The following is an 18,153-nucleotide window of genomic DNA, read 5'->3' on the forward strand; positions in this document are numbered from 1 at the left end:
GCCCAAGTCGTGGATCCCCGGGCCAAGCCCCGGGGATGACGGTCCACGGAAGCCGTCCCCATATTCGCCCCGTCGTCCCTCCTGTGCTCCATTGCGCCGATGAACGAGAAAACGTCGCTGCCGATTCGTCCCGCCATCCCGGAGAACGCCTTCGCCGGACCGCTCGCCGTGGTCGGCTCCGGCGCGCCGCTGGTGATGGTGCTGGGCGGCGCGGGCACGGGAAAGACCACCTTCCTGCACGCGCTCCGGCGGCATGGCGGCGGCCGGCAGGCCTTTCTCGCGCCGACCGGCGTCGCCGCGCTGCAGCTCGGCGGGCAGACCATCCATTCCTTCTTCGGCCTGCCGCCGCGCCTCGTCGACCCCGACCAGGTGAAGCCGCGCTCGCCGAAGCGCACGCTGATGAAGAAGCTGGAACGCCTCGTCATCGACGAGATCTCGATGGTGCGGGCGGACGTTCTCGACGCCGTGGACCGGTCCTTGCGCATCGCGCGCGGCAACCCCGAGCCTTTCGGCGGGGTGCAGGTGGTGCTGGTCGGCGATTTCCTGCAATTGCCACCGGTGGTGCCCACGGCCGAGCGCGAGATCCTCGGCCATCTCGGCTATGAGGGCCCCTTCGCCTTCGACGCGCGGGTGCTGCGCGAGGTGGAGCCGACGCGCCTGCCCTTCCTGCAGGTGCACCGGCAGACCGACGACGCCTTCGTCGGCGTCCTCGCCGAGCTGCGCACCGGCCGCTATGTGGCGGACGCGGTGGCCGCCATCAATGAGGCCTCCTACCGCGAGCACCGGTCGGGGCGCATCCCGGTGGTGCTGGCGCCGACCAATATGCGGGTCGACGCCTACAACCGGCGCGGCCTCGACGCCCTGCACGATGAAGGACGCCTCTACGAGGGCAAGAGCGAGGGCGAGTTCGACCTCGCCAATGACCGCCTGCCGGTGCCGGAGACGCTGGCGCTGAAGATCGGCGCACGGGTGATGACGGTGCGCAACGACCCCGAAAAGCAGTGGGTGAACGGCTCGGTCGGCACTGTCACCGGCCTCGCGCCTGACCGCGCCTTCGTGCGGCTGGACGGGGCCGGGCTGGTCGAGATCGAGCGCACCAGCTGGGAGCGCATCCGCTACGACTGGGACGAGGCGACGGGCAAGGTCGCGGCCAAGGTGGTCGGCACCTACACGCAGCTGCCCCTCGTCCCCGCCTGGGCGGTGACGGTGCACAAGGCGCAGGGGCTGACGCTGGACGACGTGCGCATCGACTTCGACAGCGGCGCCTTCGCCGCAGGGCAGGCCTATGTCGCGCTCTCGCGCGCCCGCTCGCTGGAGGGACTCTCGCTCGCCCGGCCGCTACGGACCTCCGACATCCGCATCGACCGCCGCGTCGCCGCCTTCACCGCCGCCTTCGAGGCGGGCGCGGCGCTCGCCCCGGCCTAGCGGCTTTACAAAATCCATATTGTTGATAGATTATACTTCTCAGTCGGAGAGGGATCGATGAGTCAGGCCGGCATCCGCCGTTATCGCGACAAGCTGCTGTTCGCCCTGGCTTATGGCGCCGTTGTGGGCGCCGTCCTTTTCGCGCAGCCGTTCCGCGACGCGCCGTCCGCTCCCCCTGTCGCCGTTGCGGAAACCGCCCGCTGATTTCGCCTTCTGGTAAAAGTCCGACTGATCTACCATCTATATAGCGTGTTGCCGGCGGAGATTCGCTCCGGCCGCGCGTGCTGGGTGATATGCGGATATGTTGACCAACAAAGGCAAGTACGGCCTGAAGGCCATGCTGTTCCTTGCGCGGCTCGAACCGGGATCGAGCGCGATGGGCCAGGAAATCGCCACCGCGAACAATATCCCCAAGAAGTTCCTCGACGCGATCCTGCTCGAACTGCGCAACGCCGGCATGCTGCGCTCGAAGAAGGGGCCGGGCGGCGGCTATGCGCTCGCCAAGTCGCCCCGCGAGATCCGCATCGGCCACATCATCCGCACGCTGGACGGGCCGCTGGCGCCGATCAACTGCGCCAGCAAGAGCGCCTACGTCCCCTGCCAGGACTGCGAGGACCTTAAGACCTGCTCGGTGCGCATCACCATGAGCAAGGTGCGCGACGCCATGTCGGACATCCTCGACGGCATGTCGCTGCAGGACATGATCGTCTTCGCCGAAACGCCCAACGCAGACCTCATGTACAACATATGACGCTGGGTGCCTCGCTTGGACCGGGCCTCGTCGGCCTCGTCGCCCATGACAGCAAGAAGGACGAGATGGTCGCCTGGGCCATCGCCCACCGGCACGTCCTCGCCCGTTTCCAGATCGTCGCCACCGGCACGACGGGCGGGCGCATCCTCGAAGCCTGCCCGGAGCTGCGGCTGACGCGGCTGAAGAGCGGCCCGCTGGGCGGCGACCAACAGATCGGCGCGCTGATCGCCGAGGGCCGGGTGCGGGCGCTGGTGTTCTTCGTCGACCCGCTGACCGCGCAGCCGCACGACGTCGACGTGAAGGCGCTGATGCGGGTGGCTCTGGTCTACGACATCCCGCTGGCGCTCAACCCCGCCACCGCGCAGATGCTGATCGCGGCCGTGGCGGCGGACGAATAGACAACCTCCCGCAGTAACGTCGTCATGGTCGGGCTGGGCCCGGCCATCCATTTCTTGGCGCGTGAGGAAAGCCGTGGATTCCCGGGTCAAGCCCGGGGATGGCGGGCTGCTTCGAGACCCTCAGAAGAACGCCTGATGCCCGGTAATCGCCCGGCCGAGGATCAGGGCGTGAATGTCGTGCGTGCCCTCATAGGTGTTCACCGTCTCGAGGTTCACCATGTGCCGCATGACCGGGAACTCGCCGGAGATGCCGTTGCCGCCGTGCATGTCGCGGGCGAGGCGGGCGATGTCGAGCGCCTTGCCGCAATTGTTGCGCTTCAGCATCGAGATGGCCTCGACGGGGAGTTGCCCCTCGTCGAACAGACGGCCGGCGCGCAGCGCGAGCTGGAGGCCCAGCGCGATTTCGGTCGCCATGTCCGCGAGCTTCTTCTGGATGAGCTGCGTCGCCGCCAGCGGCTTGCCGAACTGCTTGCGGTCCAGCGTGTACTGGCGCGCCGAGGTGTAGCAGGCCTCCGCCGCGCCCATCACGCCCCAGCCGATGCCGAAGCGGGCGCGGTTGAGGCAGCCGAACGGGCCCTTGAGGCCGGAAACGGTCGGCAGCAGGTTCTCCTCCGGCACCTCGACGCCGTCCATCACGATCTCGCCGGTGATGGAGGCGCGCAGCGAGAGCTTGTTCTCGATCTTCGGGGTCGAGAAGCCCTTCATGCCGCGCTCCAGCAGGAAGCCGCGGATCTCGTTGTCATGGGCGGCAGACTTCGCCCACACCACCGCGACATCGGCGATGGGCGAATTGGTGATCCACATCTTCGAGCCGGTGAGACGATAGCCGCCGTCGATCTTCTCGGCGCGGGTGCGCATGCCGGCGGGGTCGGAGCCGGCATCCGGCTCGGTGAGGCCGAAGCAGCCGATCAGCTCGCCGGTGGCCAGCTTCGGCAGGAACTTGCGCTTCTGCGCCTCGCTGCCATAGGCGTTGATCGGGTGCATGACGAGCGAGGACTGCACGCTCATGGCCGAGCGGTAGCCGGAATCCACCCGCTCCACCTCCCGCGCGACGAGGCCGTAGGAGACATAGCCGAGGCCGGCGCCGCCATATTCCTCCGGGATGGTGGGACCGAGCAGGCCCAGCTCACCCATCTCGTTCATGATCTCACGGTCGAAGCGCTCCTCCATGAAAGCGGAGGCGACGCGCGGCAGCAGCTTCTCCTGCGCGTAGTCGCGCGCCGTGTCGCGAACCAGCCGCTCCTCCTCGGTGAGCTGGTCATCGAGGCCGAACGGATCGGCCCAGTCGAAGACGGCCCGTGCCGGCTTGGCGGGGGCCGATGCGGCGGCGAGAGCGGAAGACGGCGCGGCACTCATGAGAAAATCTCCCGAACGAGCCGGCGGCGACGAGCGACGGATGACGCCGGCTCCATGCTCTTACAACTTCGCACGGCAGGATGCATCCGGCGGGTTGCCGACCCGGCGCGCGGCTTCAAGGCTCCCCTGCGTCATGCGACTTTGGTCGGGGGGTGGGGTGTGATTGCGCAATATTCGGACACGTGTTTCAGTTTCGAGATCGGACCGCGGCGACCAAAAACCGGCCATCCCGATCAACAGGGAACGCCAGCCGCCGTCCTCAAGAGGGGACTAATTCCATGCCGGCCATCAACACGAAAGTGGCCCTTGCGGCTGCCATGCTCACCGCGTTCGCGGCGCCCGCCTACGCGGCCAAGACGCTGGTCTACTGCTCCGAAGGCAGCCCGGAAAACTTCACGCCCGCGCTCAACATCACCGGCACCAGCTTCGACGCGGCGCGCCCGGTCTACAACCAGCTCGTCGAATTCGAGCGCGGCACCACCAACGTCGTTCCCGCCCTCGCCGAGAGCTGGACGGTGAGCGACGACGGCAAGGAGATCACCTTCAAGCTGCGCAAGGGGGTGAAGTTCCACTCGGGCGTCAACGGCTTCACGCCGACCCGCGACTTCAACGCCGACGACGTGCTGTTCTCGTTCGAGCGCCAGTGGAAGCCCGAGAACCCGTATCACAAGGTTACGGGCGGCGCGTATGACTACTTCAACGACATGGGCATGCCCGGCCTGCTCAAGTCGATCGACAAGGTGGACGACTACACGGTGAAGTTCGTGCTGACCGAGCCGAACGCGCCGATGCTGGCGAACCTCGCGATGGACTTCGCCACGATCATGTCGAAGGAATATGCCGACTTCCTGCTGAAGAAGGGCGCGCCCGAACAGCTCGACCAGATTCCGGTCGGCACCGGCCCCTTCCAGTTCGTGACCTACCAGAAGGACGCGGTGATCCGCTTCAAGGCGTTCCCGGCCTATTTTGAGGGCCCGGCCAAGATCGACAACCTCGTCTACGCCATCACCCCCGACCCGACCGCGCGCTACGCCAAGCTGAAGAAGGGCGAGTGCCATGTGATGATCGCGCCCAACCCGGCCGACATCGCCGGCATGAAGACCGACCCGGCGGTGAACCTGCTCTCGCAGCCGGGCCTGAACATCGCCTACTGGGCCTTCAACGTCGAGAAGCCCCCCTTCGACAAGAAGGAGGTCCGGCAGGCCTTCAACCTGGCGATCGACAAGGCGGCGATCATCAAGGACGTCTACCAGGGCGCCGGTCAGGCGGCGGTCAATCCGATCCCGCCGACCATCTGGTCCTACAACACCGCCGTGAAGGACTACGCCTACGACCCGGAGAAGGCCAAGGCCATGCTGGCGGCGGCGGGCGTGAAGACGCCGCTCGACATCGACCTGTGGTGGATGCCGGTGCAGCGCCCCTACAACCCCAACGCCAAGCGCATCGCCGAGATGATGCAGTCCGATCTCTCCAAGCTCGGCATCAACGCCAAGCTCGTCTCCTATGAGTGGGGTGAGTACCGCAAGCGCATGCAGGAAGGCGAGCACATGACCGGCCAGCTCGGCTGGACCGGCGACAATGGCGACCCGGACAACTTCTTCTTCCTGCTCGGCTGCCCCGCCGCGCGCAAGGGCGGCCAGAATCTCGCCAAGTGGTGCAACAAGGACTTCGACGCGCTGATCACCAAGGCCCGCACCATCGCCGACAAGGACGAGCGCACCAAGCTCTACGAGCAGGCGCAGGTGATCTTCAAGGAAGAGGCGCCCTGGTTCACCATCGCCCATTCGGTGGTCTACGAGCCGACCCGGAAGGAAGTGGTCGACTACAAGGTCAGCCCCTTCGGCCGGCATGAATTCTACGGCGTCGACCTGAAGTGACATGAAAAGGCCGACGCCGCCGGGCGTGGCCATCACCGCTTCACCGTCATCCCCGGGCTGCGGCCCGGGGATCCACGCCTTGCACGCAGGCGGCATCGTGGATGACCGGGACGCACCCGGCCGGGACATGCCCGGCCACGATGCGTCCGACCGCGACACGTCCGGCAGCCACACCGCCTCGACGGGATCCCCCGCACCGACATGCTGAAACTCTTTCTCCGCCGCGTCGCGCTGACGCTGCCGACCTTCGTGGCGCTGATGTTCGTCACCTTCGTCGCGGTGCGCCTGGTGCCGGGCGACCCCATCGAGGTGCGCACCGGCGAACGCGGCATCTCGCCCGAGCGCCTCGCCCAGTTCCGCCACGAGCTCGGCCTCGACCGGCCGATCTGGCAGCAGTTCCTCGACTATGCGAACGGCCTGCTGCACGGCGATTTCGGCGTTTCCATCGTCACCAAGACGCCGGTGCTGAACGAATTCCTCATCCTCTTCCCGGCGACGCTGGAACTCGCCTTCTGCGCGCTGGTCTTCGCCATCGTGCTCGGCATTCCGGCCGGCGTGCTGGCCGCCGTGAAGCGCGGTTCCATCTTCGACCACACGGTGATGACGGCGGCGCTGGCGGGCTATTCCATGCCGATCTTCTGGTGGGGCCTGCTGCTGATCATGTTCATGTCGGAATATCTCGGGCTGACGCCCGTCTCCGGCCGCATGGACCTGATCAACTACTATTTCGAGCCCGTCACCGGCTTCATGCTGATCGACAGCCTGCTCTCCGACCAGGAGGGCGCGTTCGGCGCGGCGGTGGCGCACCTCATCCTGCCCTCCATCGTGCTCGGCACCATCCCGCTCGCCGTCATCGCCCGCATGACGCGCTCCTCCATGCTGGAGGTGCTGGGCGAGGACTATGTGCGCACCGCCCGCGCCAAGGGCCTCTCGCCGCTGCGGGTGGTAGGGCTGCACGCGCTGCGCAACGCGCTGATCCCCGTGGTGACGGTGATCGGCCTGCAGACCGGCACACTGCTCGCCGGCGCGGTGCTGACCGAGACCATCTTCGCCTGGCCGGGGGTCGGCAAATGGCTGATCGAGTCGATCTCGCGCCGCGACTACCCGGCCCTGCAGGGCGGCATCATGCTGATCTCGGGCATCGTCATCCTCGTGAATCTCATCGTCGATCTGCTCTATGTCGCGATCAACCCGAGGATCCGTCATGGCGGGTGACAGCATGGCGGGTGACAACATGAGGGAAGGCCCGGCCTTCGATCCCGCCGCCATTGCCATGGTAGAAACGGTGCCGCCCGAGGTTTCCTCGCTGCGCGCCTTCTGGTCCGCCTTCAGCGAGAACCGTGGCGCGGTGCTCGGCCTCATGGTGGTGGCGTTCATCGCGCTGCTGGCGATCTTCGCCCCATGGGTGGCGCCGCACTCCCCGGTCGAGCAGTTCCGGCAGTTCGTGCAGCAGCCGCCAGTCTGGGCGGGCGGAAGCTGGCAGTTCCCCTTCGGCACCGACGCGGTGGGGCGCGACGTGCTCTCGCGCCTCATCTACGGCGCGCGCATCTCGCTCGGCATCGGCCTCTCCGTGATGGTCGTCTCGGTGGCGCTGGGCATCGTGCTCGGCCTCGCCAGCGCCTTCATGCGCGGCGTCGTCGAGGTGGTGGTGATGCGGATCATGGACGTGGTGGTGGCGATCCCCAGCCTCGTGCTCGCCATCCTCGTGGTGGCGGTGCTGGGGCCGAGCCTCGCCAACACCATCATCGCCGTCACGGTGGTCTATCTGCCGCGCTATGTGCGCCTGGTGCGCGCCGCCGCCATCGCCGAGCTGTCGAAGGAATACGTCGTCGCGGCGCAGGTCGCCGGCGTCGGCAAGCTCCGGCTGATGTTCGTCACCGTGCTGCCGAACTGCCTCGCGCCGCTGATCGTGCAGGCGGCGCTCGGCATTTCCGACGCCATCCTCGAGGCCGCCGCGCTCGGCTTCCTCGGCCTCGGCGCGCAGCCGCCGACCCCGGAATGGGGCGCCATGTTGGCCGACAGCCGCGAGTTCATCCGCTCGGCGCCGTGGATCGTGACGCTGCCGGGCCTCGCCATCCTCGTCACCGTGGTGGCGATCAACCTGATGGGCGACGGCCTGCGCGATGCGCTCGACCCGAAGCTGAGGAGAAGCTGATGCCCCTGCTCTCCATCCGCAACCTGTCCGTCACCTTCGCCACCTCGCGCGGCCCGTTCCGCGCGGTGGACGGGGTCGACCTCGACGTCGAGGCGGGCGAGCTGGTCGCCATCGTCGGCGAAAGCGGCTCCGGCAAGTCGGTCGCCATGCTGGCGGTGATGGGCCTCCTGCCGTGGACCGCCACGGTGACGGCCGACCGGCTGACCTTCGACGGGCGCGACATGCTCGCCCTCTCCGCCCGCGGGCGGCGGAAGATCATCGGGCGCGACCTCGCCATGATCTTCCAGGAACCGATGTCGAGCCTGAACCCCTGCTTCACCGTCGGCTTCCAGATCCGCGAGGCGATGAAGGCGCATCTCGACCTCTCGCGTGCCGAGCGGCAGGCGCGGGCGGTCGAGCTGCTGGAACTGGTCGGCATCCCCGAACCGGAGCGGCGGCTGAGCGCCTTCCCGCACCAGCTCTCCGGCGGCATGAGCCAGCGCGTGATGATCGCCATGGCGCTCGCCTGCAAGCCGAAGCTGATCATCGCCGACGAGCCGACCACCGCGCTCGACGTGACGATACAGGCGCAGATACTGGACCTTCTGCTCCGCCTGCAGAAGGACAGCGGCGTGGGCCTCGTGCTGATCACCCATGACATGGGCGTGGTGGCGGAGACGGCGCAGCGGGTCTGCGTGCACTATGCCGGCCAGCAAGTGGAGATGCAGGAGACGCGCGGCCTGTTCCGCGATCCGCACCACCCCTACACCGCCGCCCTGCTCGCGGCGCTGCCCGAGCGCGCGCAGGGGCGGATGCTGCCCTCCATTCCCGGCGTGGTGCCGGGGCTGGCCGACCGGCCGAAGGGCTGCCTGTTCTCGCCACGCTGCCGCTTCGCCACCGACACCTGCCGCAACGTGCCGCCGCCGCGCGCGGGAGCGGAGTTCGGCTTCGCGCTGTGCCACACCCCGCTGCTCGCGGGCGTGCCGCAACGCCGGGAGATCGCGGCATGAGCGAACCTGTTCCCACCATGGCCACGGAGGCCGCCCTCCCCACCCGCACCTCCACCGACGCGGTGATGGAGGCGGTCGACCTCGCGCAGAGCTACGAAGTGTCGCGCGGGCTGTTCGCCAAATCGGCGACGGTCAAGGCGGTGGCCGGCGTCAGCTTCCGCCTCGCGCCGCGCTCAACGCTTGCCGTCGTCGGCGAATCCGGCTCCGGCAAGTCGACGCTGGCCCGCATGCTCACCCTGATCGAGCGCCCCGGCTCGGGCGCGCTGCGCCTCGACGACACCGATGTCGCGGAAGCCGACGCCGCCACGCGGCGCCGCTACCGGGGCGAGGTGCAGATGGTGTTCCAGAACCCCTACGGCTCGCTCAACCCGCGCCAGACGGTGGGCAAGGCGATCGAGGAGCCGCTGCTGGTCAACACCACCCTCTCCGCCACTGAGCGGCGCGAGCGGGCGCTCGACATGATGAAGCGCGTCGGCCTGCGGCCGGAGCATCACGGGCGCTACCCGCACATGTTCTCCGGCGGCCAGCGCCAGCGCATCGCCATCGCCCGCGCGCTGGTGCTGCGGCCGAAAATCCTCGTGCTCGACGAGCCGGTCTCGGCCCTCGACGTCTCCGTGCGGGCGCAGGTGCTGAACCTGCTGGTCGAACTGCAGGAGAGCCTCGGCGTCGCCTATGTGTTCGTCAGCCATGACCTCGGCGTGGTCCGGCACATGGCCGACGAGGTGCTGGTGATGTATCTCGGCCGCGCCGTCGAGCACGGCCCGCGCGACGCCATCTTTGGCGCGCCCAAGCACCCCTATACACGCGCGCTGCTCTCGGCGACGCCGGTGGCCGATCCCGAGGCCAGGAAAGAGCGCATCGTGCTGGAAGGCGAGCTGCCCTCGCCCTTCAATCCGCCCAAGGGCTGCCCCTTCAACCCGCGCTGCCCGCTGGTGATGGACCGCTGCCGGGTGGAGATGCCGCCGCTGGAGCGCAAGGGCGCCCAGCTCGTCGCCTGCTGGGCCGTAAGCTGAGCACCGGCTCGTCTGGCGAGATGGACATCCGCCCGGAGACGGCCGCCGACCGGAGGGCGGTGCATGCGCTGAACCGCGCCGCCTTCGGCCAGCCGGTCGAGGCCGATCTCGTCGACCGCCTGCGGGCGGACGGTGACGTGGTGCTGTCGCTCGTCGCGGTCGAGGGCACGGGCGCGGACGAGGCATTGCTCGGCCATGTTCTGCTCAGCCGCATGGCGGCGCCGCTGCGCGCCCTCGCGCTCGGCCCGCTGGCGGTGCGGCCGGACCGGCAGCGACAGGGCATCGGCGCCGCACTGGTGCACGCCGCCATCGACCATGCCCTCCGTCACGGCTGGCAGACCATCTTCGTGCTGGGCGAGCCGAACTATTACCGCCGCTTCGGCTTCGATGCCGGGCTCGCCGCCGGTTTCGCCTCGCCCTATGCCGGGCCGTACTTCATGGCGCTGGCTCTCGATGGCGACCTGCCGGCGCGCACCGGCGACCTGCGCCACGCGCCGGCCTTCGCCGATCTCGGCTAGCTCCCCGTCCTCACCCGCCATTACCGCGGGCTGAACTGTACCGGCACGGTGAAGACGATGGTGCCACCCGGCACTTCCGGCGGTGGCGCTGGGACCGGCGAGGCACGGCGGACCATGGCGACCGCCTCCTGATCGAAGGCCGGATTGCCCGAGCTGCCGGCCAGCCGTGCCGAGAGCACCTGGCCGGAACGGTTGATCGAGAAGGACACCCGCGCCCGTCCGCTGCCGCTCGCCCCGCCGGGATAGCGCTTGTGGCGGTTGAGATGGGCCATCAGCCGCGAGCGCCAATTGGCGGGCGCCCGGCTATTCGCCGACGACGCACCGGAAGTCGGGGCGGCGACACGGTCCGAGCGCGCCGCGTCGAGCGACGGCGCGGAGGTGGTGCGCGGCGCCGGGGGCTTGTCGCTCTTGTCGCGCTCGCGCGGCTTGGGCTTCGGCTTCGGCCGTTGCTTCGGCGGATCGGGCTTCTTCTCGCGCGGCTTCAGCTCGGCGGCAAGCGGTGGAGGCGGAGGCAACGGCACCTCGATCTCGGGGGCCGGCGACTCGGTCACTTCCGGCACCGGCTCCTCTTCCTCCACGGGCTCGGGCGGCGGCACGTCCTCGTCCTTGGCAAGAGGATCGGGCGGAACCTCTTCCTCGACTTTTTCCGGCGCTTCCACCATCTGCGGGCCGGGCGGCAGCTCCAGCGGCTCGGACTCCGGCGCGACCGGCATCTCGGCAAGCTCGATCATGATCGCCGCCGGCTCTTCGGCCGCGACGATCGGCGGCTCGGACATCATGTAGCCGAGCGCCCCGCCATGCACCGCCAGCACGACGGCGCCGCAGGTCAGCCAGATGCCGGCCTCGCGCAGCTTGTGGCGCGGGCCACCCTTGAGCAGCAGAAGGCTCATGGGGCCGGCGCCCCCGAGGCAGGAGCCGCGGGAGCCGGGTTCGCGGGGGCCGCGCCAGCGGGGGCAGCACCCGCCGGAGCACCCGGCGCGGCGGCCGGCTGGCCGGCCATTTCCAGCCCGACCAGCGCGATCTTGAGATAGCCCGCCGCGCGCAGGAGGTTCATCACCTCCATCAGGTCGCCATAGGCGACCGCCTTGTCGGCGCGCAGGAAGATGCGCGTGTCGCGCTTGCCTTCGGTGGTGCGGTCCAGCGTGGCGCCGAGTTCGCCGCGCGCGATGTCCTCATTGCCGAGGGCGAGGACGAGATCATCCTTCACGGTGAGGTAGACGGGCTTGTCGGGGCGCGGCTGCACCTGCGCATTGGAGGCCGGCAGGTCCACCGCCACGTCGACGGTGGAGAGCGGGGCGGCCACCATGAAGATGATCAGCAGCACCAGGATCACGTCGATGAACGGCGTGACGTTGATCTCGTGGTTCTCGACGAGATCGTCGCTGTCGCTGCTCTGGAGCTTGGCGGCCATGCCGGCTCACTCCGCCGCTGCGCGCAGGCGCGCCGCCTCGGAGCGCACCGCCTCGGGACGGGCGCGGCGCGCCACGTCGCGCCGGTCGAGATCGCGGGAGAGCAGGCGCAGCACCTCGGCCGAGGCGTCGCCCATCAGCACGCGATAGCCGGACACCTGGCGGGAGAAGTGGTTGTAGATCACCACCGCCGGAATGGCCGCGACGAGGCCGATGGCGGTGGCGAGCAGCGCCTCGGCAATGCCCGGCGCCACCACGGCGAGATTGGTGGTCTGCGCCTTCGAGATGCCGATGAAGGAGTTCATGATGCCCCACACCGTGCCGAACAGGCCGACGAAGGGGGCGGTGGCGCCGATGGTGGCGAGGAGGCCAGTGCCGCGCGTGATGGCACGCCCCGCCGCCACCTCGATACGGCTGAGCGAAATCGACACGCGCTCCTTGATACCGTCGGCTGGCAGGTCGCCGGAGCGCTGGAGCTCGAGATCGGTGGTGCGCAGCATGGCACCCGCCGGGCCGGCGGCGCCGACCTTACGCGCCTCGTCCAGCGAGGCGCTGGCGAGATAGCCTCTCAGCGCGCGCCGCAGGCGTGCCTTGGCGACCATCAGTTCCAGCGACTTGGCGAGCCAGACCGTCCAGGTCACGACCGAGGCGAAGGCGAGGCCGATCATCACCGCCTTCACCACCCAGTCGGCGGCCATGAACATGCCCCAGGGGGACAGGTCGTGCGGAAGCTGGGCGGCGACGGAGGCGTCCTCGCCTTCCGTGGCGGACGTGGCCAGCGCGGGATCCGCAGCGCCGGGCGTCGTCGCGCCGGCATCGGCCGCCGCGCCGGCCGGGACCAGAGGCGGCACCAGCGGATCGGCGGCTTCCGCGGTCGCGGGCGCGCCCGTCTGGACGGCGGGGGCCGGGGTCTGGACGGACGGAGCCACGGCAGGGGGGGACTGGACGACGGGCGCCGTCGGCGCGGGAACGCCGGTCTGTGCCGTGGCCTCGGCCGCCGGTTGCTGCGCCAGGGCCTGCATCCCCGCCGGAGCGGCGAGCAGAACGGCGAGCGCCAGCAGCGCGCTCAGGCCGGTGCGATGCGGAGAAGTCCTGCGAAGTGTCGGCATGGCGGGTTTCCGAAGTTCCGGTCGGCCGCCACGCCACACGTTCCATCACGGACGTATCGGCGGGCCGGCCCGTCAGTTACCGGCTTCCATAAACCCGCAAGCGCGCGCTCGACAATATAAAAACGCCCGAAACGGCAACTGTAGAACACTTCAAAACAATGAATACGCTGACGAAATCCAGTTTATCATCGTTCTAGACTGAGAAATATTGCCAACTACGAAGCGATGACCTTTCCGGGATTGAGCGTACCCGCCGGATCCAGCGCCGCCTTGAGCCGGTGCATCAGGTCGAGGCCGACCGGGTCCGCGTAATGCGCCAGTTCCTCGCGCTTGAGCACGCCGATGCCGTGCTCGGCGGCGATGGAGCCGTCCATGTCCACCACGATGTCGTGAACGATACGGTTGAAGGTCTCCCACATGCCGATGAAGGCAGCCTTCTCCATGCCCACGGGCTGGCTGAGGTTGAAGTGGATATTGCCGTCGCCGACATGGCCGAACGGACAGGGCCGCAGCCCCGGCAGCGCCGCCATGCAGGCGGGGAGCGCCCGGCCGAGGAACTCCGGCACCCGCGAAACCGGCACCGAGACGTCGTGCTTGATCGAGCCGCCCTCGTGCTTCTGCGCCTCCGACATGTCCTCGCGCAGCCGCCACATATTGGCCGCCTGCGCCTCGCTGGCGGCGATCACCGCGTCGGTCACCTCGCCGGCCTCCATCGCCGCGCCGAGGCTTTCCTCCATCAGCGCGGCGAGGTCGAAGGCGCGGGTCGGGGCGGAGAACTCGGCCAGCACATACCAGTCATGGGTGTCGCGGAAGGGACGCACGACGCCCGGCATGTGCTTCAGCACCGTCTCGACGCCGAACGCCGCCATCAGCTCGAAGGTGGTGAGGGCGTCCCCCGCCTCGCCGCGCAGGCGCTTGAGCAAGGCGAGAGCGGCCTGCGGGTCGGGCACGGCGAGGAAGGCGGTGGTGCGCTGCACCGGCCGGGGAAACAGCTTGAGCACGGCGGCGGTGATGATGCCGAGCGTTCCCTCGGTGCCGAGGAAGAGCTGCTTCAGGTCATAGCCGGCGTTGTTCTTGCGCAGCCGCTTGAGGCCGTTCCACACCCGCCCGTCGGCGAGCACGACCTCGAGGCCGAGCACCAGCTCGCGCGCATTGCCGTAGCGCAGCACGGCGGTGCCGCCGGCATTGGACGACAAATTGCCGCCGATGCGGCAGGAGCCCTGCGAGGCGATGTGCAGCGGGAACAGGCAGCCGGCCGCCTCCGCCGCCTCGTGCACCTTGTCGAGGATGCAGCCTGCCTCCACCGTCATCGTCATGTCGACGGGATCGACGTTGCGGATGCGGTCGAGCCGGGCGAGCGACACCAGCACCTCGCCGAACGGCATCTGCCCGCCGACCAGCCCGGTATTGCCGCCCTGCGGCACGACGGGAACGCCCGCGTCGGCGCAGGCCCCGACGATGAAGGCGACCTCCTCACTCGTGCCGGGCCGCAGCACCGCCGGCGTCCGCCCCTGATAGAGCCCGCGCTCCTCGCGCAGATAGGGCGCCATGTCGGCCGGGTCGGTCAGCACGTGCTGGGCACCGATCCGCCCGGCGATGGCGGCAAGGAGCGGGGCGAGGTCGGCGGAAGGCGTGGAGAGCATGGCGGCGTCCGGATGGCTGGCTGCGTGGCGTCGTTCCCGGATCATAGGCGCGCTCGCGGCGCGGGTCAGGAGGGCGCGCGTGCCAGGCGACCATGTTCTATCGCCGCAGCCCGGATGCCGGCGCTTGACCCGTCCCGCCCCTGCATCAGGATCGCGGTACATCCCGCGGCAGGACAGGAGATCCATATGCCTTCGCTGATCCTCTACGTCACGCTCGGCGTCTCGGACTTCGACCGCTCCCTCGCCTTCTACGATCCGGTAATGGCGAGCCTCGGCCAGAGCCGCAGCGACGATGCGACGCCCGGCTGGGCGGGCTACGGCCCGGACTATGACGGCGGCGTCAGCCTCTGGCTGTGCCATCCCTTCGACGGCAACGCCCCGCAGCCCGGTAACGGACCGATGGTGGCGATGCGCGCGGCCAGCGCCGGGCAGGTGGACGCCTTCCACGCCGCCGCGCTCGCCCATGGCGGCAGCAGCGATGGCGCGCCGGGCCTGCGCCCGCACTACACGCCACATTTCTACGCGGCCTATGTCCGCGACCCCGACGGCAACAAGCTCGCCGCCGTCTTCCACCGCTACGGACTGCCGGAATAACGCCGCGCCGGAGGGGGCGGCTTCCGACGCCTGCCCCTTGCCCGCCGGCCGCGCATCCCCTATCCCCGCGCCATGGCGCCACCTCTTCTTCTGCTTCAGGACATCAGGCTCACCTTCGGCGGCACGCCGCTGCTCGAAGGGGCGGAGCTTTCCGTCTCCCAGGGCGAGCGCGTCGGCCTCGTCGGCCGCAACGGCTCGGGCAAGTCGACCCTGCTCAAGATCGCCGCCGGGTTTGTGCAAGCGGATTCCGGCACGCGCTTCGTGCAGCCCGGCGCCACGGTGCGCTATCTGCCGCAGGAGCCGGACCTCTCCGGCTTCGCCACCACCCTCGCCTATGTCGAGGCCGGCATGGGGCCGGGCGACCAGGAGTACCGCGCGCGCTACCTGCTGGAACAACTCGGCCTCACCGGCGAGGAATCCCCGGCGAGCCTGTCGGGCGGCGAGGCCCGCCGTGCCGCGCTCGCCCGCGTGCTGGCGCCCGAGCCGGACATCCTGCTGCTCGACGAGCCCACCAATCATCTCGACCTGCCGGCCATCGAATGGCTGGAAAGCGAGATCGCCTCGACTCGTTCCGCTCTCGTGCTGATCAGCCACGACCGGCGCTTCCTCGAAGACCTCACCCGCGCCACCGTCTGGCTGGACCGCGGGCAGACGCGGCGCATGGAGCGCGGCTTCCGGTTCTTCGAGGAATGGCGCGACCAGGTGCTGGAGGAAGAGGAACGCGACCAGCAGAAGCTCGCCCGGCAGATCGTCGCGGAAGAGCACTGGATGCGCTACGGCGTCACCGCCCGGCGCAAGCGCAACATGCGCCGTGTCGCCGAGCTCGCCGACCTACGCAAGCAGTACCGCGAGCACCGCCGGGCGCTCGGCACGGTCACGCTGACCTCGACCGAGGCCGAAACCTCCGGCAAGCTGGTGATGGAGGCCGAACACATCTCGAAGTCGTTCGGCGAGCGCGTGATCGTCCGCGACTTCTCCATCCGCATCCAGCGCGGCGACTGCATCGGCATCGTCGGCCCCAACGGCGCCGGCAAGACGACGCTGCTGAAGATGCTGACCGGCGAGCTGGCGCCCGACAGCGGCACGGTGAAGCTCGGCACCAATCTCGAAATGGCGACGCTCGACCAGCGCCGTGCCAAGCTCGACCCCACCCGCTCGGTGCGCGACACGCTGACCGACGGGCGCGGCGACCAGGTATTCATCGGCGGAAATCCGCGCCACGTCATCGGCTACATGAAGGACTTCCTGTTCGCGCCCGAGCAGGCCGGCACGCCGGTGTCCTCGCTCTCGGGCGGCGAGCGCGGGCGGCTGCTGCTCGCCTGCGCGCTGGCGCAGGCCTCGAACCTTCTGGTGCTCGACGAGCCGACCAACGACCTCGACCTCGAAACGCTCGACCTCTTGGAAGAGATGATCGACGACTATGCCGGCACCGTGCTGCTGGTCAGCCACGACCGCGACTTCCTCGACCGCACGGTGACGGCGACCATCGTCTTCGAGGGCGACGGCAACTGGAACGTCTATGCCGGCGGCTATTCCGACATGGTGGCCCAGCGCGGCCAGGGCGTGACCGCCCGCGGCGGCGCCGAGAAGGCACCCAAAGCGGCGGACAAGCCCGAAGCCGCGCCCGCCCCGGCAGAGAAGGGCGCGCCGAAGCGCAAGCTCTCCTACAAGGAGAAGCACGCACTGGAACAACTGCCCAAGCAGATCGCCGCGCTGGAGGCGGAGATCGCCAAGCTCGCCGGGAAGATGCAGGCGCCGGACTTCTATACGAAGGACCCCTCCGGCTTTGCCAAAACCTCCGCCGCGCTGGAGAAGGCGCAGGGCGAGCTTTCCAAGGCAGAGGAACAGTGGCTGGAGCTGGAGATGCTGCGCGAGGAACTGGGGGCGTAAGCGGTGCCGCTGCGCCATAGGTAAAGCCGTGGATGGCCGGCCAAGCCCGGCCATGACGGCGTTCGTATTGGACGCTCCAGCCAGATCCACGTCATGCCCGGCCTTCAGCCGGGCATCCACGCCTTCTGCCCCGCTGAGCCGCGACATCGGCCTCGGAAGACGATAAGACGCGCCATGCCCCTTCTCATTCCCCTCGCCTCCTCCGACGACCCGCGCATCGAGCCCTATCGCGTCATCAAGGAGCGCGATCTCGTCGGGCGCGGCGGGCGGTTCATCGTCGAGGGGCGGACCGTGCTCGACGTGGCGCTCTCCCCGCGCAACCGCTTCAAGCTCGAATCCCTGCTGCTGGCGGAAAGCCGCGTCCACGCTCTGGGCGAACTGCTGGCACAGGCGCCCGAGGGGCTGCCGATCTACACCGCCTCGCAGGCGATCCTCGACGGCATCACCGGCTTCCACATCCATCGCGGCCTGCTCGGCGTCGGGCTGCGCGGCGAGATGCCTTCCATGGCGGAACTCGTCGCCTCGCTTCCCGAGGAGGCGCTGGTGGTGGTGCCGCTCGGCATCACCAACCACGACAATGTCGGCGGCATCATGCGCAACGCCGCCGCCTTCGGCGCCGATGCCGCGCTGTTCGACTTCGCCTCCTGCGATCCGCTCTATCGCAAGGCCATCCGCGTTTCCGTCGGCGGCAGCCTCGTCGTGCCCTTCGCACGCGAAGGCTCGGCCGAAGCGATCCTCGACCTGCTCGCCGCCCACGGCTTCGAGCTGCTGGCGCTGAGCCCGGCGGGCGCGACCGCGCTTGGCGATATCCGCCGGCCGAAGCGCGCCGCGCTGCTGCTCGGCGCCGAGGGACCGGGCCTGCCGGAATCCATCCTCGCCCGCACCCGCACGGTGCGCATTCCGATGAGGGCCGGCTTCGATTCCCTCAACGTCGCGACCGCCGGCGGTATCGCGCTACACGCCCTTACGTCAGGCCGATAAAGCACGCGTGAGAGCGCGAATCAGCGCTCGACAATCGCGATTCCG

At 69.1% G+C, this 18,153-nt stretch carries 18 protein-coding genes; 13 read left to right on the plus strand and 5 right to left on the minus strand.

All coding sequences use genetic code 11. The annotated features are described in order from the left end of the window. The first annotated feature begins 99 nt into the window (after nucleotides 1–99). From FO470_RS11445 to FO470_RS11455, 4 genes are all read left to right on the plus strand, one after another. The gene (locus FO470_RS11445; RefSeq protein ID WP_144343088.1) at nucleotides 100–1,425 is read left to right on the plus strand and encodes an ATP-dependent DNA helicase; all 1,326 of its coding nucleotides are present in this window, start codon (nucleotides 100–102) and stop codon (nucleotides 1,423–1,425) included. Nucleotides 1,426–1,482: 57 nt separating this feature from the next. Beyond that, the gene (locus FO470_RS19540; RefSeq protein ID WP_186291932.1) at nucleotides 1,483–1,629 is read left to right on the plus strand and encodes a hypothetical protein; all 147 of its coding nucleotides are present in this window, start codon (nucleotides 1,483–1,485) and stop codon (nucleotides 1,627–1,629) included. Between the two features lie 97 nt (nucleotides 1,630–1,726). Further along, nucleotides 1,727–2,176, plus strand: a complete 450-nt coding sequence (locus tag FO470_RS11450; RefSeq protein ID WP_144343089.1) for an RrF2 family transcriptional regulator — start codon at nucleotides 1,727–1,729, stop codon at nucleotides 2,174–2,176. Then, nucleotides 2,173–2,574, plus strand: coding sequence for a methylglyoxal synthase (locus tag FO470_RS11455; RefSeq protein WP_144343090.1), 402 nt, complete (start codon nucleotides 2,173–2,175; stop codon nucleotides 2,572–2,574). Before FO470_RS11450 ends, FO470_RS11455 begins: the two co-directional genes overlap by 4 nt. Before the next feature lie 120 nt (nucleotides 2,575–2,694). On the opposite strand, the gene FO470_RS11460 is transcribed toward FO470_RS11455, so the two are convergent. After that, entirely contained in the window at nucleotides 2,695–3,930 is a 1,236-nt protein-coding gene (locus FO470_RS11460) for an acyl-CoA dehydrogenase (protein ID WP_144343091.1), read from the minus strand. A gap of 278 nt (nucleotides 3,931–4,208) precedes the next feature. Here FO470_RS11460 and FO470_RS11465 point away from each other — a divergent pair, with 278 nt between their 5' ends. The 6 genes from FO470_RS11465 to FO470_RS11490 all read left to right on the plus strand — a co-directional run bounded on the left by FO470_RS11465 (nucleotide 4,209) and on the right by FO470_RS11490 (nucleotide 10,482). After that, the gene (locus FO470_RS11465; protein WP_418655052.1) at nucleotides 4,209–5,807 is read left to right on the plus strand and encodes an ABC transporter substrate-binding protein; all 1,599 of its coding nucleotides are present in this window, start codon (nucleotides 4,209–4,211) and stop codon (nucleotides 5,805–5,807) included. A gap of 201 nt (nucleotides 5,808–6,008) precedes the next feature. Then, nucleotides 6,009–7,022, plus strand: a complete 1,014-nt coding sequence (locus FO470_RS11470) for an ABC transporter permease subunit (RefSeq protein ID WP_144343092.1) — start codon at nucleotides 6,009–6,011, stop codon at nucleotides 7,020–7,022. 58 nt (nucleotides 7,023–7,080) lie between these two features. Then, the gene (locus tag FO470_RS11475; RefSeq protein ID WP_144343274.1) at nucleotides 7,081–7,962 is read left to right on the plus strand and encodes an ABC transporter permease subunit; all 882 of its coding nucleotides are present in this window, start codon (nucleotides 7,081–7,083) and stop codon (nucleotides 7,960–7,962) included. Continuing rightward, entirely contained in the window at nucleotides 7,962–8,951 is a 990-nt protein-coding gene (locus FO470_RS11480; RefSeq protein WP_144343093.1) for an ABC transporter ATP-binding protein, read from the plus strand. Before FO470_RS11475 ends, FO470_RS11480 begins: the two co-directional genes overlap by 1 nt. Nucleotides 8,952–8,968: 17 nt before the next feature. After that, a complete protein-coding gene (locus FO470_RS11485) occupies nucleotides 8,969–9,964 on the plus strand; it encodes a dipeptide ABC transporter ATP-binding protein (protein WP_144343275.1) in 996 nt (331 codons plus the stop codon). 20 nt (nucleotides 9,965–9,984) lie between these two features. Beyond that, nucleotides 9,985–10,482, plus strand: coding sequence for a GNAT family N-acetyltransferase (locus FO470_RS11490; RefSeq protein ID WP_144343094.1), 498 nt, complete (start codon nucleotides 9,985–9,987; stop codon nucleotides 10,480–10,482). Between the two features lie 20 nt (nucleotides 10,483–10,502). Here FO470_RS11490 and FO470_RS11495 read toward each other — a convergent pair whose 3' ends face one another. From FO470_RS11495 to FO470_RS11510, 4 genes are all read right to left on the minus strand, one after another. Beyond that, the gene (locus FO470_RS11495; protein ID WP_144343095.1) at nucleotides 10,503–11,372 is read right to left on the minus strand and encodes an energy transducer TonB family protein; all 870 of its coding nucleotides are present in this window, start codon (nucleotides 11,370–11,372) and stop codon (nucleotides 10,503–10,505) included. Further along, nucleotides 11,369–11,893, minus strand: coding sequence for a TonB system transport protein ExbD (gene exbD, locus FO470_RS11500; protein ID WP_144343096.1), 525 nt, complete (start codon nucleotides 11,891–11,893; stop codon nucleotides 11,369–11,371). Before exbD ends, FO470_RS11495 begins: the two co-directional genes overlap by 4 nt. 6 nt (nucleotides 11,894–11,899) lie before the next feature. Next, on the minus strand, nucleotides 11,900–13,000 hold the full coding sequence (gene exbB, locus FO470_RS11505) for a tonB-system energizer ExbB (protein WP_144343097.1): 1,101 nt from the start codon (nucleotides 12,998–13,000) through the stop codon (nucleotides 11,900–11,902). A 215-nt stretch (nucleotides 13,001–13,215) separates the two neighbouring features. Beyond that, nucleotides 13,216–14,643 (minus strand): FAD-binding oxidoreductase, encoded by a 1,428-nt coding sequence (locus FO470_RS11510; RefSeq protein ID WP_144343276.1) that lies wholly within the window; start codon nucleotides 14,641–14,643, stop codon nucleotides 13,216–13,218. 186 nt (nucleotides 14,644–14,829) lie between these two features. On the opposite strand from FO470_RS11510, the gene FO470_RS11515 reads away from it, so the two are divergent. The 3 genes from FO470_RS11515 to FO470_RS11525 all read left to right on the plus strand — a co-directional run bounded on the left by FO470_RS11515 (nucleotide 14,830) and on the right by FO470_RS11525 (nucleotide 18,108). After that, complete coding sequence (locus FO470_RS11515) at nucleotides 14,830–15,237, plus strand: VOC family protein (RefSeq protein WP_335880680.1); 408 nt, start codon at nucleotides 14,830–14,832, stop codon at nucleotides 15,235–15,237. 72 nt (nucleotides 15,238–15,309) lie between these two features. Then, a complete protein-coding gene (locus FO470_RS11520; protein WP_144343098.1) occupies nucleotides 15,310–17,127 on the plus strand; it encodes an ABC-F family ATP-binding cassette domain-containing protein in 1,818 nt (605 codons plus the stop codon). A 174-nt stretch (nucleotides 17,128–17,301) separates the two neighbouring features. Continuing rightward, nucleotides 17,302–18,108, plus strand: coding sequence for a TrmH family RNA methyltransferase (locus FO470_RS11525; RefSeq protein WP_144343099.1), 807 nt, complete (start codon nucleotides 17,302–17,304; stop codon nucleotides 18,106–18,108). Nucleotides 18,109–18,153 lie beyond the last annotated feature (45 nt).

The organism is Ancylobacter moscoviensis, assembly GCF_007559435.1.
GTDB classification, from domain to species: Bacteria; Pseudomonadota; Alphaproteobacteria; order Rhizobiales; family Xanthobacteraceae; genus Ancylobacter; species Ancylobacter moscoviensis.